This is a genomic window from Citrobacter arsenatis (assembly GCF_004353845.1).
In the GTDB taxonomy this organism is placed as follows: domain Bacteria; phylum Pseudomonadota; class Gammaproteobacteria; order Enterobacterales; family Enterobacteriaceae; genus Citrobacter; species Citrobacter arsenatis.
The window spans coordinates 1,481,439-1,506,894 of record NZ_CP037864.1; the positions used below are offsets into that span (position 1 = coordinate 1,481,439).

The 25,456-nt window shown below is 54.6% G+C and carries 22 protein-coding genes; 10 read left to right on the top strand and 12 right to left on the bottom strand.

Translation table 11 applies throughout. From position 1 onward, the window contains the following. Window positions 1-2 precede the first annotated feature (2 nt). From E1B03_RS08020 to E1B03_RS08035, 4 genes are all read right to left on the bottom strand, one after another. Entirely contained in the window at window positions 3-1,247 is a 1,245-nt protein-coding gene (locus E1B03_RS08020) for a mechanosensitive ion channel family protein (protein WP_103768731.1), read from the bottom strand. Window positions 1,248-1,312: 65 nt separating this feature from the next. Next, a complete protein-coding gene (gene nfsB, locus E1B03_RS08025) occupies window positions 1,313-1,966 on the bottom strand; it encodes an oxygen-insensitive NAD(P)H nitroreductase (RefSeq protein ID WP_103768732.1) in 654 nt (217 codons plus the stop codon). Between the two features lie 249 nt (window positions 1,967-2,215). Then, window positions 2,216-2,584, bottom strand: coding sequence for an MmcQ/YjbR family DNA-binding protein (locus tag E1B03_RS08030; RefSeq protein ID WP_133086020.1), 369 nt, complete (start codon window positions 2,582-2,584; stop codon window positions 2,216-2,218). Beyond that, window positions 2,584-3,165, bottom strand: coding sequence for a TetR/AcrR family transcriptional regulator (locus E1B03_RS08035; RefSeq protein WP_047412824.1), 582 nt, complete (start codon window positions 3,163-3,165; stop codon window positions 2,584-2,586). The genes E1B03_RS08030 and E1B03_RS08035 overlap by 1 nt, the downstream gene beginning before the upstream one ends. Window positions 3,166-3,355: 190 nt before the next feature. On the opposite strand from E1B03_RS08035, the gene E1B03_RS08040 reads away from it, so the two are divergent. Together E1B03_RS08040 and E1B03_RS08045 are read left to right on the top strand one after the other, a co-directional pair. Continuing rightward, window positions 3,356-4,468, top strand: a complete 1,113-nt coding sequence (locus E1B03_RS08040; protein WP_103768734.1) for an MBL fold metallo-hydrolase — start codon at window positions 3,356-3,358, stop codon at window positions 4,466-4,468. Window positions 4,469-4,485: 17 nt separating this feature from the next. Continuing rightward, a complete protein-coding gene (locus E1B03_RS08045) occupies window positions 4,486-4,827 on the top strand; it encodes a RamA family antibiotic efflux transcriptional regulator (RefSeq protein WP_003021996.1) in 342 nt (113 codons plus the stop codon). A gap of 21 nt (window positions 4,828-4,848) precedes the next feature. Here E1B03_RS08045 and E1B03_RS08050 read toward each other — a convergent pair whose 3' ends face one another. After that, window positions 4,849-5,097 carry a DUF1158 family protein gene (locus E1B03_RS08050; protein WP_048214732.1) on the bottom strand — a complete coding sequence of 83 codons (249 nt, stop codon included), beginning with the start codon at window positions 5,095-5,097 and terminating at the stop codon, window positions 4,849-4,851. A gap of 66 nt (window positions 5,098-5,163) precedes the next feature. After that, complete coding sequence (locus E1B03_RS08055) at window positions 5,164-6,282, bottom strand: YbdK family carboxylate-amine ligase (protein WP_133086021.1); 1,119 nt, start codon at window positions 6,280-6,282, stop codon at window positions 5,164-5,166. A 141-nt stretch (window positions 6,283-6,423) separates the two neighbouring features. Between E1B03_RS08055 and E1B03_RS08060 the strand changes: the two genes are divergently transcribed. Then, window positions 6,424-7,128: a GNAT family N-acetyltransferase gene (locus tag E1B03_RS08060; protein ID WP_103768736.1), complete on the top strand. Its 705-nt coding sequence runs from the start codon at window positions 6,424-6,426 to the stop codon at window positions 7,126-7,128. A 19-nt stretch (window positions 7,129-7,147) separates the two neighbouring features. Here E1B03_RS08060 and entD read toward each other — a convergent pair whose 3' ends face one another. Then, complete coding sequence (gene entD / locus E1B03_RS08065; RefSeq protein WP_133086022.1) at window positions 7,148-7,825, bottom strand: enterobactin synthase subunit EntD; 678 nt, start codon at window positions 7,823-7,825, stop codon at window positions 7,148-7,150. Window positions 7,826-7,873: 48 nt separating this feature from the next. Beyond that, window positions 7,874-10,147 carry a TonB-dependent siderophore receptor gene (locus tag E1B03_RS08070; protein WP_103768737.1) on the bottom strand — a complete coding sequence of 758 codons (2,274 nt, stop codon included), beginning with the start codon at window positions 10,145-10,147 and terminating at the stop codon, window positions 7,874-7,876. Between the two features lie 253 nt (window positions 10,148-10,400). Here E1B03_RS08070 and fes point away from each other — a divergent pair, with 253 nt between their 5' ends. From fes to wzz(fepE), 4 genes are all read left to right on the top strand, one after another. Continuing rightward, entirely contained in the window at window positions 10,401-11,618 is a 1,218-nt protein-coding gene (gene fes / locus E1B03_RS08080; protein WP_133086023.1) for an enterochelin esterase, read from the top strand. Window positions 11,619-11,648: 30 nt separating this feature from the next. Then, window positions 11,649-11,867, top strand: coding sequence for an MbtH family protein (locus tag E1B03_RS08085; RefSeq protein ID WP_103768740.1), 219 nt, complete (start codon window positions 11,649-11,651; stop codon window positions 11,865-11,867). Further along, a complete protein-coding gene (gene entF, locus E1B03_RS08090) occupies window positions 11,864-15,754 on the top strand; it encodes an enterobactin non-ribosomal peptide synthetase EntF (protein WP_133086024.1) in 3,891 nt (1,296 codons plus the stop codon). Before E1B03_RS08085 ends, entF begins: the two co-directional genes overlap by 4 nt. A gap of 228 nt (window positions 15,755-15,982) precedes the next feature. Beyond that, window positions 15,983-17,116, top strand: a complete 1,134-nt coding sequence (gene wzz(fepE), locus E1B03_RS08095; protein ID WP_103768742.1) for an LPS O-antigen length regulator Wzz(fepE) — start codon at window positions 15,983-15,985, stop codon at window positions 17,114-17,116. 46 nt (window positions 17,117-17,162) lie between these two features. Here the strand turns inward: wzz(fepE) and fepC are convergent, their stop codons facing one another. Genes fepC through fepD form a run of 3 tightly spaced genes read right to left on the bottom strand, consistent with a single transcriptional unit; the run spans window position 17,163 to window position 19,953 of the window. Next, window positions 17,163-17,960: an iron-enterobactin ABC transporter ATP-binding protein gene (gene fepC, locus E1B03_RS08100; protein ID WP_103768743.1), complete on the bottom strand. Its 798-nt coding sequence runs from the start codon at window positions 17,958-17,960 to the stop codon at window positions 17,163-17,165. Further along, the gene (fepG, locus tag E1B03_RS08105; protein ID WP_165955304.1) at window positions 17,957-18,949 is read right to left on the bottom strand and encodes an iron-enterobactin ABC transporter permease; all 993 of its coding nucleotides are present in this window, start codon (window positions 18,947-18,949) and stop codon (window positions 17,957-17,959) included. Before fepG ends, fepC begins: the two co-directional genes overlap by 4 nt. Beyond that, window positions 18,946-19,953, bottom strand: coding sequence for a Fe(3+)-siderophore ABC transporter permease (gene fepD, locus E1B03_RS08110; protein WP_133086025.1), 1,008 nt, complete (start codon window positions 19,951-19,953; stop codon window positions 18,946-18,948). The genes fepG and fepD overlap by 4 nt, the downstream gene beginning before the upstream one ends. Window positions 19,954-20,062: 109 nt before the next feature. On the opposite strand from fepD, the gene entS reads away from it, so the two are divergent. After that, window positions 20,063-21,298 carry an enterobactin transporter EntS gene (entS, locus tag E1B03_RS08115; RefSeq protein ID WP_103768745.1) on the top strand — a complete coding sequence of 412 codons (1,236 nt, stop codon included), beginning with the start codon at window positions 20,063-20,065 and terminating at the stop codon, window positions 21,296-21,298. A gap of 60 nt (window positions 21,299-21,358) precedes the next feature. Here the strand turns inward: entS and fepB are convergent, their stop codons facing one another. Then, the gene (gene fepB / locus E1B03_RS08120; protein WP_133086026.1) at window positions 21,359-22,315 is read right to left on the bottom strand and encodes a Fe2+-enterobactin ABC transporter substrate-binding protein; all 957 of its coding nucleotides are present in this window, start codon (window positions 22,313-22,315) and stop codon (window positions 21,359-21,361) included. A 187-nt stretch (window positions 22,316-22,502) separates the two neighbouring features. Here fepB and entC point away from each other — a divergent pair, with 187 nt between their 5' ends. Together entC and entE are read left to right on the top strand one after the other, a co-directional pair. Beyond that, complete coding sequence (gene entC, locus E1B03_RS08125) at window positions 22,503-23,678, top strand: isochorismate synthase EntC (protein WP_133086027.1); 1,176 nt, start codon at window positions 22,503-22,505, stop codon at window positions 23,676-23,678. A 156-nt stretch (window positions 23,679-23,834) separates the two neighbouring features. Beyond that, the gene (gene entE / locus E1B03_RS08130) at window positions 23,835-25,445 is read left to right on the top strand and encodes a (2,3-dihydroxybenzoyl)adenylate synthase EntE (protein WP_133086028.1); all 1,611 of its coding nucleotides are present in this window, start codon (window positions 23,835-23,837) and stop codon (window positions 25,443-25,445) included. Window positions 25,446-25,456 lie beyond the last annotated feature (11 nt).

The following is a 25,456-nucleotide window of genomic DNA, read 5'->3' on the forward strand; positions in this document are numbered from 1 at the left end:
GGTTATCGCTGAAACGCGCCCGACAGCGCACGAATATCGTTTCCGGTTGGCGACTGATGAATGCGCAAGCCAAACTCTTCGACGACGGCAAAGATATGGTCGAAGATATCAGCCTGAATACTTTCATATTCCAGCCAAACTACCGTATTGGTAAAGGCATAGATTTCGATCGGTAAACCGTGATCGTCCGGCGCAAGCTGGCGCACCATTAACGTCATATCTTTGCGAATACGCGGATGATGACGCAAATATTCGTTCAGATAAGCGCGGAAGGTGCCAATATTGGTCATCTGGCGGTGATTCAATACCGATTCAGGCGCATCTAATTGCTGATTCCACTCGTCAATTTCCTGATGACGCGTGGTTAAATACGGTTTCAGCAGGTGCGCTTTATGCAGACGCTGGCGCTCATCTTCATCAAGAAAATGGATGCTGGTGGCATCGATGCTGATACTGCGCTTAATTCTTCGCCCACCGGAAGCCGACATTCCACTCCAGTTTTTAAATGAGTCTGATACCAGTGACCAGGTGGGAATAGTGGTGATGGTGTTATCCCAGTTGCGCACTTTGACGGTGGTTAAACCAATATCAATAACCGCGCCATCGGCACCGTATTTCGGCATCTCCAGCCAGTCGCCAAGCTTTAACATATCGTTGGCGGAGAGCTGTATTCCGGCCACCAGACCGAGAATCGGATCTTTAAACACCAGCATTAACACGGCGGCCATCGCACCCAGACCACTTATCAGTATTGCCGGTGACTGACCAATCAGCAGGGAAATCATCAATATTCCGACGAGAATTGCGCTGATTAGCTTAACGCCCTGAAATATGCCTTTTAGCGGCAATTGCGATGCCGCAGGGAGTTTTTGCGACAGATTGAGAATAACGTCCAGCAGGGAAAACAGGGATAGCAGGGCGTACATCATGATCCACAGCTGCGCGCAGGTCACTAATATTTCTGCTGCTTCGCTACCTTTCTGTAGCCAGAGTGCGGCCTGTATATTGACAATGATACCCTGCAGGGTGAATGCCAGCCGGTGAAATAACTTGTTCTGCGTGATGATTTGTAGCCACAGGCGGGAGCTGGCGTTGGCGCGCTTTTCAAATGCGCGTAATACCACCCAGTGCAAAATAACGTGAACAATAATGGCGGTGATAAAAATAATGCCAAAAATCATCACCAGTGAGGTGGTGTGATTTATTTCAATGCCGAGTTCTTCTACCTGAGATATCAATTCCTGCATAACGTCTCCTTAATAAACAGCGGTCTATGATGACCGCTGTGCGGAGCTTATGCAAATGCGGAGGATTAGACTTCCGTCAGCGTCGTTTCCAGCGGCAGACGAGATTTCGGCAGCGCGGCGTTGAAATCTTCTACGCTGTGATGACCCACCGGGACCACCACTACGCTGGTGAAACCTTTTTCTTTCAGGCCAAATTCTGCATCCATGACCGCCGCATCAAAGCCTTCGATCGGCACAGCATCCAGACCCATTGCCGCAACGCCCAGCAGGAAGTTACCGACGTTGAGGTAAACCTGTTTTGCCATCCAATGGTTGTCATCTTTCAGCTCTTTGCGATGCATGTCGGCAAAGAAGGTACGGCCTTTATGGTTTGCGGCTTTAGCTTCAGGGGTAGCGAAACGACCATCGCTCTCTTCCTGATCCACCACGCGCTCCAGCCATGCATCGTCCATTGCCGTTTTGGCGCAGAACACCACGACGTGGGAAGCATCCAGCATTTTACGTTCGTTGAATACAAAGCCGCCGGCTGCGGATTTTGCCACACGCGCCTTACCTTCTTCAGTGCTGGCAACGATAAAGTGCCACGGCTGAGAGTTGGTGCTGGACGGGCTAAACTGCAGCAGCGTTTTTAATTTTTCGGCCTGCTCAGCGGTCAGTTTTTTATTCGGATCGAATGCCTTAGTGGAGTAACGTTTTAAGGCGACAGAAACAATATCCATAACTACTCCTGGTGATTTCTCATACCCTGCGGGTGCGTTTAGTTTCAGCAGGGTACAGGGTTAGTGGGAAAAAGATAAGACAGGAAAATGCAAAAACACTTATCGGAGTTAACGATAAATCAGCCCGGAAGCATGAGTAATGTGAGTCACCAATGCCTGATGGCGCTTTGCTTATCAGGCCTACGTGATGTACTGAATGTAGGCCGGATTAGGCGCTAGCGCCGCCATCCGGAAGTGACAGAGGGTAAATCAGCCAGGCCGCAGGCGCTTTTGCTCTCGTTTGGGCAGGCCATCCACCACCCGGTGCCATGAATCATTCACCAGTTCTGCCAGTAATGACTCGGTAATGTCGTCGCCAGGGTTGACCGAGATCCAGTGTTTTTTATTCATGTGATAACCGGGCTTAATGCTGGGGTAGATCTGCTGGTTTAACAGTGACTTCTGTGGGTCTGCTTTTAGATTGACTATCTGGCGTCCATGTTGCTCCAGGATAATCATAAAAATTTTGCCGCCGACCTTGAAGACGTCGTATTCCGGGCCGAATGGCCAGCAGTGCTCGGTAAAAGGCAGTTCGAGCGCAAGGCGCTTCGCACAGGCATGCAGGGTCTGGCCGTCCATTATTTTTCCTCGCGGGTCAGTGCGCGCCACATGGCTTCAAACCCCATCGATATATAGTCTTTTGCGCGGGCCGTGTCGCGGGCGGCGAACTCCATGGTGGTCTCCGCCAGAGAAAGAAACAACGCGTCGCCAAAGGCGCGATACTCGTCAGACATAAACTCGGGTCGTACGGAGCGATGACAAAGATCGCGCAGTTCCGGGAACATATCGTCAGCCTGTTGTTCTGTTTCTTTGCTGATTTTCTCGCTGACGGCCAACTGGCGAATCGTGCGATGCCCGCAGGTGTGGTTCAGGCCCCAGCTAATGTAGCTGTTCCAGATGTAGTGAGTCATGGTTTTGGCATCGGTCACTGAGCGATCCAGATTTGCCATCATCGACTGACAGAGGTCTTGCTTCAAAAAGAGGTAAAGCTCGTTGATCAAATCATCTTTGGTCGCGAAATAGCGAAACAAGGTTCCCTCCGCAACTCCTGCATTGCGGGCTATCACGGCGGTAGACGCCGCAATACCTGATTGTGCAAATGCTGTGGTTGCAGCTTCCAGTAATGCCAGTTTTTTGTCTTCACTCTTCGGACGAGCCACTACACTTTACCCTTAAGTCTGTAAAAAACATGATTGAATCACGGCCTTTGCTGCACCGCAACGGCGAATGTCAAAGATTGAAAATCATCTTGACGGCGAACTTTCGATTTCTATAATGAGTGCTTACTCACTCATAATCAAGAGTCAGTCGCGCAAACCAGCGGAAAGGGGGCGCGTTTAAGGTCAGGATATGAAGCGTCTCACAGTTTGTGTGGTTGTTATTATGCTTATTGCTGCAGCTGCAAGTTTACCGTTTGTACTCAATGCCGGATTTGGTCAGGCACCGCAAGGGGCACAACTGAGTCAGGTTGAACAGTCACCACACTATCGTGATGGACAGTTTCATAACCAGGTGCCGACACCGGGCTATACCGGCAACAAAGGTATGCTGGCGGCCTGGTGGGAGTTTCTGGTTGCAAAGCGTGAAAATGCGCGCCCGGCGCAGCCGTTACCGCTGGTGGCGACCGATCTCGCAGGGCTTGCGCCGCAGCAGGATACTCTGGTCTGGCTGGGCCACTCCTCGTGGTACCTGCAACTGGCGGGTCAACGTATCCTGATCGATCCGGTGTTTAGTAACTATGCCGCACCGTTTTCATTCCTGAATAAAGCCTTTGCCGGAGATTATCCGTGGACCGCGCAGACGATGCCGGAGATCGATCTGCTCATTATCTCGCACGATCACTATGACCATCTGGATCTCGCCACTATCAAGGCGCTAATGCCGAAAATTAAGCGGGTGATTACGCCGCTCGGCGTTGGGTCGCATCTGCGTTACTGGGGGATGCGCAGCGAGATAATCGAAGAGCGGGACTGGAATCAGTCCGTCAGAGTGACGGATTCGCTGATCGTTCATGTGCTGCCTGCTCGTCATTTTTCAGGGCGCGGCATTAAGCGTAATCAGACGCTGTGGGCGAGTTTCATGTTTGAAACGCCGGAACAGAACGTTTATTACAGCGGCGATTCCGGCTATGGACCGCATTTCAAAGCCATCGGCGAGCAGTTTGGCTCGGTTGACCTGGCGATTATGGAGAACGGTCAGTATGACCAGGACTGGAAGTTTATTCACATGATGCCGGAAGAGACGGCACAGGCCGCGGCAGATTTGCATGCGAAAGCCGTGTTGCCAGGGCATGCCGGCCGTTTCGTTCTGGCGAAACATACCTGGGATGATCCCTATAAACGACTGGCACTTGCCAGCCGTCATCAGGATTACCGACTGCTGACGCCAATGCTGGGTGAACCGGTAATACTGTCCGAACCGGAGCAACCATTTACGGCCTGGTGGCAACAGGCGACTCAATGAACACAGGGGAGAGCATGATGACGATTTCTGCTCAGGTAATTGATACGATTGTTGAATGGATTGATGATAATTTGAATCAGCCATTGCGCATTGATGATATTGCGCGCCATGCGGGATATTCCAAATGGCACCTGCAGCGTCTTTTTATGCAGTACAAAGGCGAGAGCCTCGGGCGTTACATTCGCGAACGTAAGCTGCTACTGGCGGCGCGTGATCTACGCGATACCGACCAGAAAGTGTACGACATCTGTTTGAAATACGGATTTGATTCGCAGCAGACCTTTACGCGTATTTTTACCCGTACGTTCAGCCAGCCGCCGGGCGCTTATCGCAAAGAAAATCATAGCCGTACGCATTAACGGCAACGGGTTCTCGCGGGCCTAATCCGCCAGCGAGAACCAGCGCCGCCAGATAAAACGCAGCAGCAAATATTCAAGCACGCCCAGCAGTAAAAACCACAGACAAAACAGCAAAGTATAAAACTGGTTGAGATCCATCAGATGAAAAATGGCGACGAGTTTTTGCGCCAGCACCAGGCCAAGTGAGGGCGCGGGCAGCAGCAGGCAAGACAAAAAAGCCAGTAGCAGGATCCCTGCGACAGTCATCAGTGATTCAAGCGGGTGTTTCATGGTATTGTTAAACTTGAGTTAAAAAACCATTGTCCGGGATCTCTGCGGACAACGCAAATTCCACGTTTACAACCCCGCCCAAATCTCACAATGCTTTTTCACCAGACCACTCAACGATCCCCCTTCCGCCACGAAATCACGCATATTCTGTGCTTCGTCATGACCATGTTTAACCTGTAGGCGTAAGGCTTCAATCGCGCTGGTCGCACCCACTTTATCCGCAGAGGCGGCAACATTCTCCAGTAGCCGTAGCGTGTCATCCACCAGGCGATGCCCATCGCCCGTATTCACGTCGGTGACGATTCCCGCCATACCAAAACGGCAGGCCTGGAAACGGTTAAATTTATACAGCAGATAATCGCGCTCCTGGTGTTTGAACGGGCGTTTGGTGAGTAACCAGTGGGCAGTAGCTTGAATAAGTCCTGCCATATTGACCGCATGCTCAAGGGTCAGCGGCGTATCCATTACCCGAACTTCTACCGTGCCAAAGTGCGGGCTGGGGCGGATATCCCAGTGTAAATCTTTAATGCTATCAATCATGCTGGTGTAAGCCAGCCGACGGAATAACCCCACAAATTCCTGCCAGTTATTCACCCATGGCATCGGGCCATTATCGGGAAATCCGGAGAAAATATTCAGCCGTGCGCAGGCAAACCGCGTGTCGGAGGTCTGCATATAAGGAGAAGCAGCCGAGAGCGCAATAAAATGGGGAACAAATCGCGACAGGCCGTGCAGGAGGTAAATTGCATCGTCGCCGTTTGCGCAGCCGATATGCACATGCTGGCCGAACACCGTCGCCTGCTGGATAAGATAGCCAAAATTTTCCAGGTTACGTCGATAGCGTTCGTCATCGCAGACTTCCTGACGTTGCCATTTTTGAAACGGGTGAGTCCCCCCGCCACAGATGGCGAGGTGATGCTCTGCGGCAACCCGCGAGATTACCTGCTGCATGGTAGATAATTCAGCACTCGCCTGGTCGATATTGCGACAAACCCCGGTCGCCATCTCCAGCATACTTTCCGTGATATCGTGCTTCACTTCTCCTGCTGTGAGTTGAGGCTTTACGGCATCAATCAGCCGGGAAGAGTCCTGGCTCAGGTCGTAGCCCGGAGGATTGACCACCTGCATTTCCAGTTCAATGCCTAACGTAAAAGGGTCGGAAACATGAAAATCGGGAAGCGGCATAGGGTTCTCTTCAGCGTTGATTTTTAATAAGTATAGAAGGGCCGCTGATTTTCTGTTCGTGGTCAAAATCTCCTGGCGACGCTTTGAAGGTGAAATGGCCGGTGTTATAACTATTTTTTACTTCGCAACAGGGGTTGAATCGTGCCGGAAATAAATCTTTATGGGCAGACCGTCGGCGATGTTGTGGCGGACTGGAATGGCGCAGCAGTGCTGCCACGGGAAACGCTTATCGGGCAATATTGTCGACTGGTTCCCCTGGATGCCGACAGCCATGCTGCCGATCTGTTTGATGCCTATGCACAAGCGCCGGACGATCGCGACTGGACCTGGCTTGCCAGCTCTCGCCCCACAAGCGTTGAGGCCGCAGCTTGTTGGGTAGAGGTGAAATCTACTGATGCATCTCTGGTTCCCTATGCCGTTATTGAACAGCGTTCCGGGCGTGCCGTCGGACTGGTGTGCTTTATGGCGATCGAACGCGAGCACGGTTCGGTCGAAATTGGTCATGTGACCTGGTCACCGCGCATGAAAAATACGGTACTCGGTACCGAAAGTATCTGGCTACTGCTGCGTCAGGCATTTGCGTTGGGCTATCGTCGCGTGGAGTGGAAATGTGATTCTCTGAACACGGCTTCTCGTCGGGCGGCGGAGCGTCTTGGGTTTATCTTCGAAGGCCGTTTTCGCCAGAAGATCGTGCGTAAGGGGCGTAACCGCGACAGCGACTGGTTATCGATGATTGATAGCGAATGGCCCCAGTGTGACGCCGTGTTACAGCGTTGGCTGGCTGCCGACAACTTCGATGAAAAAGGGCGGCAACGCAGGTCGATGGCAGAGTGCCAACAGGTATAGCACGCTCCCCGTTGACGATTCAGACAGAAAAGGAGCGCGGGCATGGCGTACTGCTCATGCAAAAGGTAATGACGTTTTCATCGCGCTGATACCAGCGAACGTTAATTTCCTGCCCAGCGAGGCTTTGCGAAAATAAGGGCTGAATTTGCAAGGTTATCTGCGTTGGGGTGAGGGCGTTAACTTTAGCGCTGGCGAACCCCGGTAACGCCGTAGTGTGTTCCGAAAACGTCTTATACAGGCTCTCCTTGGCGCTGAATGCCAGAGTTAAGGCGAGCGGAAAGGGCAGACCAGCATGATGCAAAATCGATCGTTCGCGGTTATCGATAATACCGTCAGTCAGCTCAACTGCGGTTTGTGGCGTAAAAATAGCTTCTATATCCAGCCCGACGGGATGCGTCGATACCACCGCCAGCGCAGTTGACGCACTGTGGCTGATGCTGCCAAACAACGTTTGTGGCCACAGCGGTTGTCGCTGCCCGCCGATGCCAGGCACAGCTTTGATACCGTATTCACGTAATGCATGTACTGCGGCAATACGCCCCGCTAAGTGCTCAGCTTTACGCTTACGCCCGCTAGGCTGGAGTTGAGTATGGTGGGGGAGCCAGAGCAGATCGTGCTCATGGAAGCTGTCGGGATCGAACTCAACAATGTGCAGCGTGTGGTCTGCGAAAGTGAGCGGTGTGTGCGTGGTGTACATGATAGTTATGATTACCCTCTCCCCGCAGGGAGGAGAGGGTAAACGTTATCAGAAGTGCGTGTTAACGCTCATGAACCACGTCCGGCCCGGTTCGTTATAGGTGTTCGCGCCTGCGCCCGCCATATAGTTCCCGGTGACAATATCGCCCGTGGTCTGGGCATTACCTTCACGCCACAGACGTTTGTCGAAGACGTTATCCACGCCGCCGGTCAGGCTGACGTTTTTCGTCACATCCCAGGTCGCGCTCAGGCCGACGATGCTGTACGGGCTGACTTCACTCGCCGAACTACCGGTTACCGGTTTACCCTGGTAATCGTATTTCTTCGGCTGCTGTTTGCCGTACCAGGTGAAGGTTGACTGCAGCGACAAATCTTCACGTGCCTGCCAGCTCAGCGTTGAGTTCAGCGTGTACTCAGGAATAATCGACAAGCGCTCGCCGGTCTCTTTATTCTTACTTTGCAGCATGTAGGTAATGTTGTTGGTCCAGTTAACGGTTTCGCTAACCGGTACGTTCAACGTCCCTTCCAGACCTTCAACCACCGCTTTAGGAATATTTTCCCACTGATAGATATCGGTGTAAGTCGTCTTGCCTTTATTGGTGATCGACGTTCTGTCGAACGGTACCGTACCTGCTTCAATTTTGTTGCGGTAATCGTTACGGAACCAGGTAACGCCTGCAAGCCAGCCGTCACGTTTGAACTCCAGACCAATCTCTTTGTTGATGCTGGTTTCAGCTTTCAGGTCATCGTTACCCATCATATAGCAGCCAATACCGGTAGCAGAACCGGTGGCGTAGCAACCCTGGCCTTTGCTGTACAGAATATAGTTCGGGTTGAGCTGATACAGGCTTGGTGCTTTATAGGCGCGTGCAATACCCATCTTCAGGGTGAAATCATCGCCCAGACCTTGGGACAGGTTCAGGGACGGACTCCAGTTGTCACCGACGATGCTGTGATGGTCGAAACGCAGACCCGGCGTCAGCATGGTGCTGTCGGTCAGTTCCATGTTGTTCTCAGCAAACAGAGAGAAAATTTCTGCATCTGAGTACGGGCTACGATTGGTGCTGCTGGAGCCCGGAATATCACCGCCCATAAAGGTCTGTGAATTGGACAACATATCCTTCATGCGTTGCTGGTTCCACTCGGTACCGAGCGTCAGATTTTGGTTAACCAGCAGATCTAACGGAATGCTGATTTCACTGTGCAGCATGACGTCATTCAGGTCGGCGTCGACATATTTTTGTGATGCCTTCGGGTCGAAAATCCCTTCAGTACCCCCTGCCAGACCTTCCGGCGTACGGGAGTTACGCGTGTGTTCATACTGCACCCAGTTGCTGGTGGTGACGCCGTTATCCCAGCCGCCGTTCCAGGTCAGAGAGTAGTTCTGACGGTAAAGACGGTTGGTCTCTTTGCCGTAGTTATCTTTCACCAGTTGGTTGGTGTTGGTGTTTTGGGTGTCACCCGCATACAGGTTGCCCTGACGGCTATAACCGGCTTCCAGTTCCAGTGACTGGAGCGGGGCAAAATCCCAGCGAACCACGCCGTTAATGTCTTTGTTGATCACCCCTTCACGACCGGCTGGTAAGGTGTTGGAGTAGGTGCCGGTACGTTCTGACTGATGGCCCTGGTTGATGTCCCACGCGTCGGCCTGAGTTTTATCGAGATTACCGTACAGACGGAAGCTGAAATCCCCGCCCATTGGGCCGTTCAGGCTAAAGTTGGTTCGTTTGGTCGAACCTTCATCTTTGTGCTCCGGAGCGTTGAAATAGGTATCCCAGGAACCGTGCCATTCGTTGCTGCCTTTTTTGGTGATGATATTCACCACGCCGCCAGCCGCGCCGTTGCCATAGCGTGCCGCGGCAGGACCACGCAGCACTTCAATGCGCTCGATCATTTCTGGTGGGACCCAGGCGGTATCGCCACGGGTATCACGCTCGCCGCGCCAGCCCTGACGTACGGAGTTACGGCTGGTAACCGGTTTACCATCGATCAGAATCAGGGTGTTTTCTGGCCCCATGCCGCGAATATCGATCTGGCGGTTGTTGCCGCGCTGACCGCTGGTGGAGTTACCGGTCAGGTTAACGCCTGGCATGGTACGGATGATTTCCGACACATCGCGGGCGGGGGGATTCTTACGAATTTCATCTGCGGTGATGGTTGAAACGCCCGGCGCCTGCAGATTCTGCTGGGCGGCGGTAACGACGATGGTGTCTTCATGAGAGACAGCGGCGCTATCGGTTTGATCTTCTGCCATTGCTGGCAGGGCTACCCCGTAAATCCCTAAATTGACCAATAAGGCCAGTGAATGAATCTTGTTGTTCATTGTATGTCCTGCTGTTCTTTTAGCCACGTGTACCAATGTGCCGTGGTGCGGCATTTGGCCTGATGTCGCCCGCATCCGCGTAAACCCTCCATTCCAGAAAAAGTACGCAGCGCCAGGTCGGTTTATAAGTGGTGAAAAACTGTGCGCGCTTCCCACAGCGCGACAATACGCTATTGCAAATGCAAATAGTTATCAATAATATTATCAATATATTTCACGCTAAATCATAAAATTTCACAATAAACATGGGGTTATGGCGGTGACGACGTTAAAGATGGGAAGCGAGGCGTGGTGGCAGTCAAAAAAAGGCCCGGAGTGGGAGCGTGAAGACAACGGAAATTATCGGGTAACCTTCTGGTGGCGTGACCCGCAGGGAACGGAAAAAGTGTCAGCCATTCATCGCGTTTGGGTGTATATCACCGGCGTCACCGACCACCATCAAAATGCTACCCCTCAGTCGATGCAACGCATTGATGGAACAAATGTTTGGTGCTGGAGTATTTCCCTCAGTGCCAACTGGCGCGGCAGTTACTGTTTTATCCCCACAGAGCGAAACGATATTTTTGCCGCGCAGGCGCCAGGCGAAACGCCTGACCGAACCGTGCTGCGTGAAGGATGGCGGCAATTACTGCCGCAGGCCATCGCTGATCCTCTCAATCCACAGAGCTGGCAGGGCGGTCGTGGCCACGCGGTATCGGCGTTGGAAATGCCGGAGGCTCCCGTACAGCCCGGATGGGATCGACCTGAAAAACCTGAATTACCCGCAGTTTGCCTGCAATGGCAGAGCGCCAGGCTTGGCAATACGCGTCGTGTGTGGGTGTTTACCACTGGTGAAGCCCAACCGGAAACGCGTCCACTGGCTGTCCTGCTGGACGGTCAGTTTTGGGCGCAGAGTATGCCGGTCTGGCCTGCGCTAACGTCACTTACGCATCGCGGGCAGCTTCCTCCTGCCGTTTATCTCCTGATTGATACCATCGATACGGCGCATCGTAGCCGTGAATTGCCGTGCAATGCGGATTTTTGGTTGGCGGTGCAGGAGGAACTTTTGCCGCTGGTGAAAACGACGACCGCGTTTAGTGATGACCCGCAGCGCACGGTGGTCGCCGGGCAAAGTTTTGGTGGGTTGTCATCGTTATATGCCGGGCTGAACTGGCCCGCGCGCTTTGGCTGCGTGCTCAGCCAGTCTGGATCCTATTGGTGGCCGCATCGCGGTGGTCATCAGGACGGGGAGATAATTGAGCAACTGAAGCGCGGAATGAAAAGCGCTCAGGGGCTGCGTATTGTCCTGGAAGCCGGGATCCGTGAGCCCATTATTTATCGCGCCAATCAGGCGCTATATGCCCAGTTACCCTCTGCACCACAGTCTATTTTCTGGCGTCAGGTTGATGGTGGACACGATGCGCTTTGCTGGCGCGGCGGTCTGATGCAAGGGCTAATAACGCTCTGGCAGCCGCTTACTGACACGATCTAACCGGACGATGTTCCACGACAGGAGTTGAGTATGGAATTCAGTAACCCCTTCGATAATCCGCAGGGTCAGTTTTACATTCTGCAAAATCCCCAACGTCAGTTTAGCCTTTGGCCGCAGCAATGCTCACTTCCTGCAGGCTGGAAGGTCGCGTGCGAACCCCAATCCCAGGAAGCCTGCCAGCAATGGCTGGATGCAAACTGGACCACGCTGACGCCAGCGAACTACGTCGATGTGCAGGAGGCCCAATGACTCAGCATTTACCGTTAGTCGCGGCTCAGCCGGGGATCTGGATGGCGGAAAAACTCTCCACGTTGCCCTCGGCGTGGAGCGTGGCGCACTACGTAGAATTAACCGGTGAACTGAACGCACCGCTGCTGGTGAAAGCGGTTGTGGCGGGTCTTGAGCAGGCCGATACGCTACGGATGCGGTTTAGCGAAGATAACGGCGAGGTCTGGCAATGGGTAGATGCTGAGCTCGTCTTTGCACAACCCGACATTATCGATCTGCGCGAAAAATCCAACCCGCACGAGGCGGCTCGTGCGTTGATGCAGGCTGACCTGCAGCAGGACATACGTGCTGATGGCGACAAGCCGCTGGTTTTTCACCTGCTCATTCAGGTGGGAGAAAAGCGCTGGTATTGGTATCAGCGTTACCATCATTTGCTGGTTGATGGCTTCAGTTTCCCGGCCATTACCCGCCAGATAACGGCCATATACCGCGCGTGGCTGCATGGCGAGGCCACGCCAGAATCACCTTTTACGCCATTTGCCGAGGTGGTGGAAGAGTATCAACAGTATCGTCAAAGCGAGGCCTGGCAACGCGACGGCGCTTTTTGGAGCGAGCAGCGAAAGCAACTGCCACCTCCGGCTTCGCTGTCGAGTAAACCACTGCCGGGGCGGTCTGCCAGCGCGGATATTATCCGTCTGAAGCTAACCGCGCCTGAAGGGGCGTTTCGCCGGCTTGCGGCACGAATGCCTGACGTTCAGCGTGCGGATCTGGCCCTTGCGCTGGTGGCGTTGTGGCTGGGACGTTTATGTAGCCGAATGGATTATGCCGCCGGGTTTATCTTTATGCGGCGCATGGGGTCGGCGGCGCTCACGTCCACCGGACCTGTTTTAAACGTTCTGCCATTTGGCGTGAAGCTGGATGCGGCAGAAAGCTTACCGGCGCTTGCACAACGGCTGGCTGGACAGTTGAAGAAAATGCGCCGGCATCAGCGATATGATGCCGAGCAAATTGTGCGCGATAGCGGGCGTGCAGCCGGTGCCGAGCCGCTGTTTGGCCCGGTGCTAAACGTGAAAATATTCGATTATCAGCTCGCTATTCCCGGCGTTCAGGCGCAAACCCATACGCTGGCGACAGGTCCGGTCAACGATCTTGAGCTGGCGCTGTTTCCGGATGAAAACGGCGGGCTGAGTATTGAAATCCTTGCCAATAAACAACGTTATGAAGCCGAGACGCTGGCGCAGCATGCGTCGCGTTTAATCGGGCTTATCGAGCAGTTTGCCGACAATCCGGCGCTATGCTGCGGCGACGCCGGGATGCTGTTGCCGACAGAACATGAGCGGCTGGCGAAGATTAATGATACTACCGTCGAGATCCCGTCCACTACGCTGAGCGCGCTGGTGGCACAGCAGGCCGATAAAACGCCGGATGCTCCGGCGTTGGCTGATGCTTGTTATCAGTTTAGCTATCGCGAAATGCGCCAGCAGGTCGTGGCGCTGGCGCAGCTTCTGTGCGAACGTGGCGTCCGCCCAGGCGACAGCGTAGCTGTGGCATTACCGCGTTCCGTGTTCCTGGCGCTGGCATTGCACGGCATTGTTGAGGCGGGAGCCGCCTGGCTGCCGTTGGATACCGGGTACCCTGACGATCGCCTGCGGATGATGCTCGAAGACGCGAAGCCAAAATTGTTGATCGCGACTGACGAACAACTGGCGCGCTTTAGCGATATCCCTGGGCTGGAAAGTCTGTGCTACAACGCGCCGCTGCCAATAGTCAATGCCGCGCCGTTAGCGCTATCTCAACCCAATCATACGGCCTATATCATTTTTACTTCCGGTTCTACCGGCAGACCAAAAGGGGTGATGGTTGGGCAAACCGCCATCGTTAACCGTCTGCTGTGGATGCAAAATCACTATCCGCTGACCGCAGATGATGTGGTGGCGCAAAAAACGCCGTGCAGTTTTGACGTTTCGGTGTGGGAGTTTTTCTGGCCGTTTATCGCTGGGGCAAAATTGGTAATGGCAGAACCCGAGGCGCACCGCGATCCGCTGGCGATGCAGCAGTTCTTTGCCCAATATGGCGTGACGACTACGCACTTTGTCCCCTCTATGCTGGCCGCCTTTGTCGCGTCACTGACGCCGGAAACCGCGCGGGAGAGTTGCGGCTCGCTGCAACGGGTATTTTGCAGCGGCGAAGCCTTACCGGCAGATTTATGCCGCGAGTGGGAGCAGTTGACCCATGCGCCACTGCACAATTTATACGGACCAACTGAGGCCGCGGTTGATGTGAGCTGGTATCCGGCCTGGGGGGATGAACTCGCCGCCGTAACGGGCAACAGCGTGCCGATTGGTTATCCAGTATGGAATACCGGTTTACGCATCCTTGACGCCATGATGCGCCCGGTGCCCTTCGGCGTGGCGGGTGACCTCTATCTGACGGGGATCCAACTGGCGCAAGGCTATCTGGGCCGTCCGGATCTGAGCGCAAGTCGCTTTATCGCCGATCCGTTTAACGCCGGCGAACGCATGTACCGTACCGGGGATGTGGCTCGCTGGCTGGAAAATGGTGCGGTGGAATACCTTGGGCGCAGCGATGACCAGCTTAAAATTCGCGGACAGCGTATTGAGCTCGGTGAGATTGACCGGGTGATGCAGCAAATGCCTGACATTGAGCATGCCGTCGCCCACGCCTGCGTATTCAACCAGGCCGCAGCGACAGGCGGCGATGCGCGTCAGCTGGTGGGATATCTGGTGTCGCAATCGGGTTTACCGTTGGATACGTCAGCGTTACGGGAAAGTCTGCGTGAAAAACTGCCGGCACATATGGTGCCGACAGTATTGTTGCAACTGGCAGAGTTACCGCTTAGCGCGAACGGTAAACTGGACCGTAAAGCGTTACCCATGCCGCAGTTGACGTCGCGAACGTCCGGGCGTGCGCCGCATCCAGGGACGGAAACTACCATTGCGCAGTCTTTTGCGGCCTTACTGGGTTGTGAGGTCAATGATGTAGAGGCTGACTTCTTTGCACTTGGTGGTCATTCGCTGCTGGCGATGAAGCTGGCGGCGCAGTTGAGCCGGGTATTTGAACGTCAGGTGACGCCGGGGCAGATCATGGTGGCCTCAACCGTTGAACAACTGAGCGCGTTGCTGGAGAGTCATGATGATGAACAGACGCAGCGTCTGGGATTTGAGACGCTGCTGCCGCTGCGTGAAAGTCACGGCCCAACGCTGTTCTGTTTCCATCCTGCTTCGGGCTTTGCCTGGCAGTTTAGCGTGCTGTCGCGTTACCTCAGCCCACAATGGTCGATTATTGGCATTCAGTCGCCGCGACCGGACGGCCCTATGCAAACGGCGGAAAACCTCGATGCAGTATGCGAACATCATCTGGCCACCTTGCTCAGTCAGCAGCCTCACGGTCCCTACTATTTATTAGGTTACTCGCTGGGGGGAACGCTGGCGCAGGGGATTGCCGCGCGCTTACATGCCCGGGGGGAGACGGTTGCATTCCTGGGGCTGCTGGATACCTGGCCGCCGGAAACGCAAAACTGGCAGGAAAAAGAGGCTAATGGGTTGGATCCTGCCGTACTTGCGGAGATTGAGCGAGAGCGTGAAGCGTTTCTGGCTGCGCAACAGGGGAATGCGTCAGAGGCTTTGTTTACCGCTATCGAAGGCAACTACGCCGATGCGGTTCGTTTGCTCACTACTGCACACAGCGTACCGTTTGCGGGTCATGCTACCTTGTTTGTCGCTGAGCGGACTTTAATACCTGGCGTCAATCCTGAACGCAGCTGGTCGCCGTGGATATCCAGTCTGGATGTCTACTGCCACGACTGCGCGCATGTCGATATTATTTCTCCGGGCTCATTTGAGACGATAGGGCCTGTAATAAATACGCTGATCAATAACTCTGTGTAATTAAGTGAATTATGTTCATGCGCTGATCGAATAGCCCTGTAATGTAAACAATATGTTATAGGGTTGTTTCTTTGTGGTGTTGGGTGGGGATTAAAGGGGTGGATAAATTCCGAATATAATTTTTGGTAGGGCGTCATGTGTAAAGAGTGTTTCGGATAATTCTGACTAGCTGGTAGACTTCTCTCACGGGAGTGTTTTTCTTTTGGGAAAGTTTTCAGGTCACGCAACATGTCATCATTAAATATCAAGCAAGACAACGTTTCGGAATTTACTGCTTATCCTCAGCCAACGGTTAACGCCAACGAAATTGATTTAGTAAATCTTATCGAAATTTTATGGCGCGCCAGGACAAAAATAGTGGCGACCGTTTTCGCCTTTGCCTGCGCAGGTATTCTGGTTTCTTTCCTGCTTCCGCAAAAATGGACCAGTCAGGCAATCGTGACCCCCGCAGAACCGGTTCAGTGGCAGAGTCTCGAGAATACGTTGACCAAATTGCGCGTGCTGGATATGGATATTAGCGTTAGCCGTGGTGATGTGTTTAACCTGTTTATCAAAAAATTTCAGTCGCCTTCATTGTTAGAAGAGTATCTGCGTTCTTCACCTTACGTTATGGATCAATTGAAAGGCGCTGATATCGATGAAATGGATTTGCATCGGGCAATTGTCAGGCTCAGTCAAAAAATGATCGCCGTTGATGCTAACCGTGACAAGAAGAATGAAACTTCGCTGTATACCGCATGGACGCTGAGTTTTACCGCACCTCAGGCCGAAGAAGCTCAGTCTGTGCTGAAGGGATATATCCAGTATATTTCTGATATTGTCGTGAAAGAAACGCTGGAAGATATTCGCAATAAACTGTCCATCAAAACCAGCTTCGAGAAAGAAAGGCTGGAGATGGATCGCGTCAGACTCAAGAATCAACTGGAAGCAAATATCCAACGACTGAACTACTCGCTGGAGATAGCGAATGCGGCCGGGATTAAAAAACCGGTATACAGCAATGGCCAGGCGGTGAAGGATGACCCTGATTTCTCTATTTCACTTGGCGCTGACGGCATCGCGCGTAAATTAGAAATAGAAAAGTCAGTAACAGATGTTGCTGAAATTAACGGGGAATTACGTAACCGCCAATATCACGTTGAGCAATTGTTGGCGATGAATGTGAGTGACGTAAAATTTACGCCGTTTAAATATCAACTTTCACCGTCTCTGCCAGTGAAAAAAGATGGTCCGGCTAAATCAATGATCGTTATTCTGGCAGCTTTGCTGGGGGGAATGGTGGCATGTGGCGGTGTTCTGTTGAACTATGCCATGGTGTCACGTAAGCAAAAAATGAATTTTGTTGATCAGCAACTGGTGTGATCAATGATCGTATGGTGGCCAGCAGGCCGCCATACGGTAAATCTTGCTATTTTTTGCGCCCAAGCGGCACTACTAGCGGCGTTCCGGCGACCGGATCGTCGATAATCATACAGCGCAGACCATAGATTTTTTCAATAAGCTGTGGGGTAACAATCTCCTTCGGCGCCCCCTCGGCAATAATTTTCCCGTCACGCAGCGCAATCAGATGCGTCGCATAGCGGCATGCCTGATTGAGGTCATGCAAAACGGCGGCCAGCGTATAGCCTTTCTCCCGGTTGAGTTCACTCAGCAGCTCCAGCAGATCGATCTGATGGCTGATATCCAGCCAGGTGGTGGGTTCATCGAGCAGCATAATCGACGTTTCCTGCGCCAGCACCATCGCAATCCATGCGCGCTGGCGTTGTCCACCGGAAAGGGTATCGACACTTTGAGATGCAAGATGTGTGATGCCGGTTGCCTGCATTGCATTGGAGACCGCGATTTCATCTTCATTGCGCCAGCGGGTAAACAATGGCTGATGCGGGTAGCGCCCACGGGCAACCAGCTCCTGTACCGTAATATCACCCGGCGTGGTGGCGTTTTGCGCCAGCAAACCTATTCTGCGGGCAACCTCTTTGCTGGCGTAGTGCTGAATGTGCTCGCCGTCGAGCCAGACCTTGCCATGCGCGGGCGTCATCAGACGGCTCAGCGTGCGCAGTAGCGTTGATTTCCCGCAGCCGTTTGGCCCGATAATTGCGGTGAAATGACCGTCGGGAATCGACACATTGAGGTTTTCCGCCACGGTAAATTTGCCATAACCCAGCGTTAACTGGTCGCCACGCAAACGGGCTACTGATTCGATCATTTTTTGCGGGACTCCTGAATTAACAAGACGATAAGATAAATACCGCCGAGGCTTACGGTGACAACGCCCACCGGAAGCTGATAAGGCATAAACAGCTGTTGGGCGCATAAATCCGCCATCAGCAGCAGCAACGCGCCGCACAGCGCCGACAGGGTTAATCCCCAGCGCGATGTGCCGCTTATCCGCCGCGCGATGTGCGGGGCGACAAGGGCAATAAACGAGATAGGTCCTGCCAGCGCGGTGGCGGCTGCGGTCAGTGCAACCGCAACCAGCATCATCATCAGACGCGAACGTTCGACGCTGACACCAAGCGCGCAGGCGCTGTCATCACCCATTTCCAGTAAACGCATCCGGCGCACCAGCAGCGTGGCGCACACCAGCATGATGATAATCAGCGGGGCAGAAGGCCAGGTCTTGGCCCAGGTCAGGCCATTGAGCGATCCGGCGTTCCACAGTCCGGCCGTCAGCGCGGTTTCTAACGATGCCTTCAGCAGTAGCCAGGTGTTGAACGCCACCAGCATGGCGCGTATGCCAATACCGATAATAATCAGCCGGAAGGTGTCGATACCATTGCGCCAGGCGAGCGCCCACACCACCAAAGAGGTCAGGATCCCACCCAGCATAGCTGCCAGCGCGATGGCGGTAAGATGTTGTCCGAACAGCACCATTGCCACCAGCACACCGCTCCAGGCCCCGGTATTGAAACCCATCACATCCGGGCTGCCCAGCGGGTTGCGCATCAGCGATTGGAATATTGCGCCGCTCACGCCGAGCGCCGCGCCAATCAATAGCGCCATCAGCACGCGTGGTAAACGCCATTCGGTCACCACCAGCGTAATACTACGCGGCGCATCGCCGAGCAGGGCGGCAATAATTTGCTGGGTTTCCAGCGTAACGACGCCGCTGCGCAAACTCCATAAGCCAACGGCGAGACAACCTGCAACCAGCAGCAGGCTGCTGATTATCAGGCGGCGGGAGAGATGCATCATGCGCCACCTCCGCGCGATTTACGGCGAACCAGAAAGATAAGCACCGGTGCGCCGATAAATGCGCTGACCACCGAAACGCGCAGCTCGCCGGGGACAATCAGGCGACCAATGATATCGGCAATCAGTAGCAGAGAGGGGGTTGCCAGCAGGGTAACGGGCAGGGACCAGCGGTGATCCGCCCCCACCAACCAGCGTGCCATATGCGGCATCATCAGGCCGATAAAGGCGATAGGGCCGACAATCGCGGTCGCACTGCCGCACAGTACGGTAATCACCAGCAGGCCAATAAACTGCGTGCGCGCAACTTTACTGCCAAGTGCGGTAGCGGTGTCGCTGCCGAGGCTCAGACTATTCAGTGCGCGGCTGAGGAACAGCGCGACAGCCGCAGCAATCAGTACCGGTATCAGTACCACCTTCAGCGTTTGCAGGCTGCGGATATCCAGTGAACCGGCCTGCCAGAAACGCAGTTGATCGTAAACGTCCGGGTTGAGCAGGGCGATGCCGGTAGATAAGCCTTCCAGCACCGCGCCCAGCGCAACGCCCGCCAGCGTCAGACGTACCGGGCTTAACTGTCCGCCGCCCTGGCTGCCGGTAAATGCCACAATCAGTGATGCGACCAGCGCTCCACAAAAGGCCATCAGCAGTTGCTCTTGCGCAGAGGAAAAGCCGAACAGCGCGGCTCCCAGCACAATAGCGAAGCTGGCGCCGGCGTTGACGCCCAGAATACCGGGATCGGCGAGAGGGTTTCGCGTGAGCGTTTGCATGAGTGCGCCAGCCAGGCCCAGCGCACCACCTGCGAGCAGCCCTGCCAGCGTGCGCGGCAGTCGCGCGTCCAGCACGATGGTGCAATCTGCGCTTTGACAACTGCCGGTGAGCGCATCCAGCACCACGGAGGCAGGTAGCGATTTCGCGCCAATAACCAGACTTAATACCGTAGTGAGAACAAGGAATAACAATAGTCCGGGCACGGCGAAGGCGCGTGTCGCGGAGACAGAGCATGACATATCAACTTCCCTGATAATGATAGTAATTATCGTTATCGATCTTATTTGGATATGTTAGCATGTGCAGCCATCGAATGGATATTGAAAAAGTACCTGGTAAGGCTCTGTAATGAATCGACAATCCTGGCTGCTCAATCTCAGCCTGTTAAAGACCCACCCTGCATTTCGCGCCGTCTTCCTCGCCCGTTTTATTTCCATAGTCTCTCTAGGACTACTCGGCGTGGCGGTTCCGGTACAGATCCAGATGATGACCCAGTCGACATGGCAGGTAGGGCTGTCGGTGACGTTGACCGGTAGCGCGATGTTTATTGGCCTGATGGTGGGCGGAGTTTTGGCCGACCGCTATGAGCGAAAAAAAGTGATCCTGCTGGCGCGTGGAACCTGCGGTATCGGCTTTATTGGTTTGTGCCTGAATGCGCTACTGCCCGAACCGTCGTTACTGGCGATTTATCTGCTTGGCTTATGGGACGGTTTCTTTGCCTCGTTGGGCGTAACCGCTTTGCTGGCGGCAACGCCGGCGCTGGTTGGGCGCGAGAATTTGATGCAGGCCGGGGCAATTACCATGCTGACGGTACGCCTGGGGTCGGTAATTTCGCCGATGCTGGGCGGGGTGCTGCTCGCGACCGGCGGCGTGGCCTGGAACTACGGGCTGGCGGCGGCGGGAACTTTCATTACCTTGCTGCCGTTGTTGAGTCTTCCCACATTGCCGCCTCCGCCACAGCCGCGTGAGCATCCGCTGAAATCGCTGCTGGCAGCATTCCGCTTTCTGCTCGCCAGCCCGTTAATTGGCGGCATTGCACTGCTCGGCGGTCTGCTGACTATGGCGAGCGCCGTGCGCGTGCTGTATCCGGCGTTGGCGATTAACTGGCACATGTCGAGCGCGCAAATTGGTCTGCTGTATGCCGCCATTCCTCTTGGCGCGGCGGTGGGGGCATTGACCAGCGGACAGTTGGCGCACAGCGTTCGTCCGGGACTGATCATGCTGGCATCAACCGTGGCGTCGTTCCTGGCTATCGGTTTGTTTGGCTTGATGCCCATCTGGCAGCTTGGGGTTGTCTGCCTGGCGCTGTTCGGCTGGTTGAGTGCGGTCAGCTCTTTGTTGCAGTACACCCTGTTACAGACGCAGACGCCGGAAGCGATGCTTGGGCGAATTAACGGTTTGTGGACGGCGCAGAACGTTACCGGTGATGCGATTGGCGCAGCGCTGTTAGGCGGTCTTGGCGCGATGATGACGCCAGTTGCTTCGGCAAGCGTGAGTGGGTTTGGGCTGGTGATCGTCGGTTTGCTACTGCTGCTGTTGTTAGGAGAAGTGCGTCGATTCCGACAAGTGCCCGTGAATGTCTGATCGCGTTGTGCTCTACGGTTGTAGGCCGGATAAGGCGTGAGCCGCATCCGGCACTGACTATTAAAAGAGATCCGACAGACGTTGCAGCAGCAGCGTCGCGCTGTAGTAGTCGAGACGGAAGGTTTCCGTACCCAGGGCGTAAACGCGTTTATTTTGCACGGCTGGCAGATGTGCCAGAAGCGGATTGGCATAAATGGCGTCAGCATCTTTGCTGTCACCAGCAAACAGGAACAGCGCTTCGCCGTTCAGGCCAGCCGCCAGGTTTTCACCGCCAAGCTGGATAATATCGTGGCGTTTGCCCTGACTCTGGCTGGTGTGCAAGTTGGCAGGCAGTGTTGCCAGCGTGAATCCTAACTGCTTCATCAGTTTGCCCTGTGCTGACTCAGGCGTCCACAGGTTGGCGCTATGCGCCGCAGCGGTATACACCAGCGCGCTGACCGGCTGCGGCGGCAGGGTGATGCGTTGCTTAACCGCCTGCAGTTGCTTATCAAACTCGGCAATACGGGATGCCGCCTGTTGTTCCTGACCGGTAATTTCACCTAACTGGGTCAGCAGCGACTGCCAGCTTTTGTCGTCGTAATTAATGATGAGCGTTGGCGCAATGGTAGACAGCTGATCGTAAAGCGCCAGGGCTGAATCCCCCCCGGTGGCGCTTATCAGAATCAGATCCGGCATTTGTGCCGCTACGGCCTCAGCGCTTGGTTCGCCGATATACAGGCGGCTCAGTTTGCGTTCTTTTGCCACGTCGCTCCACTGGCGTAAAAAGCCCTGCGCATCGCCGATGCGATTGTTAGGCGTAGTGGCACCGCTGGCGATGACCGGGGCATCAATCGCCAGCAGCGAGCCGGTAAGGGTGACGCTGGTGGAGACAATGCGCTGCGGCTTATGTTCCAGCGTATGCGTGCCACGACTGTCGGTAACCTGACGCGGCCAGTCGGCGGCATGACCTGAAGAAATTCCTGAAATAGACAAACCTGCCAGTAAGAGCACGGTGCGGCAAAAAGAGGGGAGACTCACGAATCAGCTTCCTGTTATCAGTATAAGTAATGCTTCTCATTTTCATTGTTAGCGGGCAAGGATGCAAGCCAAAGTCGCACATTGTGCTGCCACAAGAGTTGACATACCGCCGCTTTACTTTTAGGTTAGCGACCGAAAATATAAATGATAATCATTATTAGAGCCTTTATCATTTTTGGAGGATGATATGGATACGTCACTGGCCGAGGAAAAAACGCAGACTATGCCGACGCTCGCTCCCGACAGTTTTTTCTTTATGTCGCCGTACCGTAGTTTTACGACGTCAGGATGCTTCGCCCGCTATGCGGAACCGGCAATTGATGGTGATTCGCCAGACAGCCCATTCCAACAAAAAATGCACGCACTGTTTGCGGATGCCAAATCGCAGGGCATCGCTAACCCCATCATGGTAGGGGCGATTCCTTTTGACACCCGCCAGCCATCATCGCTGTTTATTCCCCAATCGTGGCAGAGCTTCTCTCGCACGGCAAAGCAGCAATCATCACGCTACTTTAACGCGCATCAGTCGCTGAACGTTGTTGAACGTCAATCGATCCCGGAACAGGACTTCTTTGAAGATATGGTCGCCCGGGCGGCTGCGCTGACAGCTACTCCGGAAGTCGACAAAGTGGTGTTGTCACGCCTGATCGATATCACCGCTGATGCCAATATTGACAGCGGGGCGCTGCTGGAGCGTCTGGTGGCGCAAAATCCGGCGAGCTACAACTTCCACGTGCCTCTTGAAGACGACGGCGTATTGATTGGCGCCAGCCCGGAACTGCTGTTGCGCAAAGAGGGCGATCGTTTTAGCTCGCTGCCTTTGGCCGGTTCCGCGCGCCGTCAACCGGATGACGTGCTGGACCGTGAGGCGGGGATCCGCCTGCTGGCGTCTGAGAAGGATCGCCATGAGCACGAACTGGTGACGCAGGCGATGAAAAACGTTCTGCGCGATCGCAGCCGTGAACTGCAACTGCCTTCTTCTCCGCAACTGGTTACCACGCCTACGCTCTGGCACCTCGGTACACCGTTTGAAGGTAAAGCCAACGCGCAGGAAAACGCCCTGACGCTGGCATGTCTGCTGCACCCGACGCCTGCGCTGAGCGGCTTCCCACATCAGGTTGCGCGCAAGCTTATCGCCGAGCTGGAGCCGTTCGATCGCGAACTGTTCGGTGGCATCGTCGGCTGGTGTGATGCCGAAGGTAACGGCGAGTGGGTGGTGACGATCCGCTGCGCGAAGCTGCTGCGCAATCAGGTACGTTTTTTTGCCGGAGCAGGAATTGTACCGGCCTCTTCCCCGGTGGCGGAATGGCGTGAAACGGGGGCCAAGCTCTCCACGATGTTGAATGTTTTTGGACTGCATTAAGCGCCTTGTGCATCAGGCTATTTTATTTGCCAGTTTGACCCTGGGCAGTGCTCACAATCCTCACGTACTACAAGTACGCTCCGGTTGCTCCGCGCTGTCCGTGTCCAAACTGGCTGCAACAATATACGCCTTATTGACAGGCTCTAAGGAGCGATTATGAGTATTCCTTTCACCCGCTGGCCGGAAGATTTTGCCCGCCGCTATCGTGAAAAAGGTTACTGGCAGGATTTGCCGCTGACCGACATTTTGACCCGTCACGCCGACAGCGACCATACGGCGGTAATTGATGGTGAACGTCATCTGAGCTATCGCCAACTGAATCAGACCGCTGACAATCTCGCCTGCAGTCTGCGTCGTCAGGGAATCAAACCTGGCGAAACCGCGCTGGTGCAACTGGGCAATGTGGCTGAGTTGTATATCACCTTCTTTGCGCTGCTCAAGCTGGGCGTTGCCCCGGTGCTGGCGCTATTCAGCCATCAGCGTAATGAGCTTAACGCCTATGCCAAACAGATTGAACCGGCGCTGTTGATTGCCGATCGCCAACATGCGCTGTTTAGCGGGGACGATTTTCTTAACGCTTTTGTGGCTGAACACAATTCAGTGCGCGTGGTGCAACTGCGTAATGATGAAAGTGAACACAATCTACAAACGGCGATAAGCCAACCTGCGACTGATTTTACCGCCACGCCGTCGCCCGCTGATGAGGTGGCGTACTTCCAGCTTTCCGGCGGGACGACCGGGACGCCAAAGCTCATCCCTCGCACCCATAACGATTACTACTACAGCGTGCGCCGCAGCAATGAGATTTGCCGCTTCACCGGGGAAACACGTTATCTGTGCGCGATCCCGGCGGCGCATAACTACGCCATGAGTTCGCCTGGGGCGCTGGGCGTATTCCTGGCCGGCGGTACCGTGGTGCTGGCGGCTGACCCGAGCGCCACTCTGTGTTTCCCGCTGATAGAACAGCATCAGGTGAACGTCACGGCGCTGGTGCCGCCTGCTGTGAGCCTGTGGCTGCAGGCTATTGCTGAGTGGGGAAGCAAGGGCCAGTTGGCTTCGCTGACGCTGCTACAGGTCGGTGGGGCGCGACTTTCTGCCTCGCTTGCGGCGCGTATTCCGGCGGAGATTGGCTGTCAGTTGCAGCAGGTCTTCGGCATGGCGGAAGGGCTGGTGAACTACACCCGTCTGGATGATAGCCCTGAGCGCATCATCAATACCCAGGGCCGCCCGATGTGTCCCGATGATGAAGTCTGGGTGGCAGACGCTGACGGTAACCCTTTGGCGCAGGGAGTGACCGGACGCCTGATGACGCGTGGCCCGTACACCTTCCGCGGCTACTTCAAAAGTCCAGAGCACAATGCCAGCGCCTTTGACGCCAACGGTTTTTACTGTTCCGGCGATCTGATCTCCATCGATCCGGATGGTTACATCACCGTTCAGGGACGCGAAAAAGATCAGATCAACCGCGGTGGGGAGAAGATCGCCGCTGAAGAGATTGAAAACCTGCTGCTGCGCCACCCCATGGTGATCCATGCTGCGCTGGTCAGTATGGATGATGAACTGATGGGCGAGAAAAGCTGTGCCTGGCTGGTGGTGAAAGAGCCGCTACGCGCGGTGCAGGTGCGTCGTTTCCTGCGCGATCAGGGCGTGGCGGAATTCAAATTACCTGACCGCGTGGAGTGCGTTGAGTCATTACCACTGACCCCGGTTGGGAAAGTGGATAAAAAACAATTACGTCAGTGGCTGGCATCACGTTCACTGGCCTGAAGGAGAAAAAG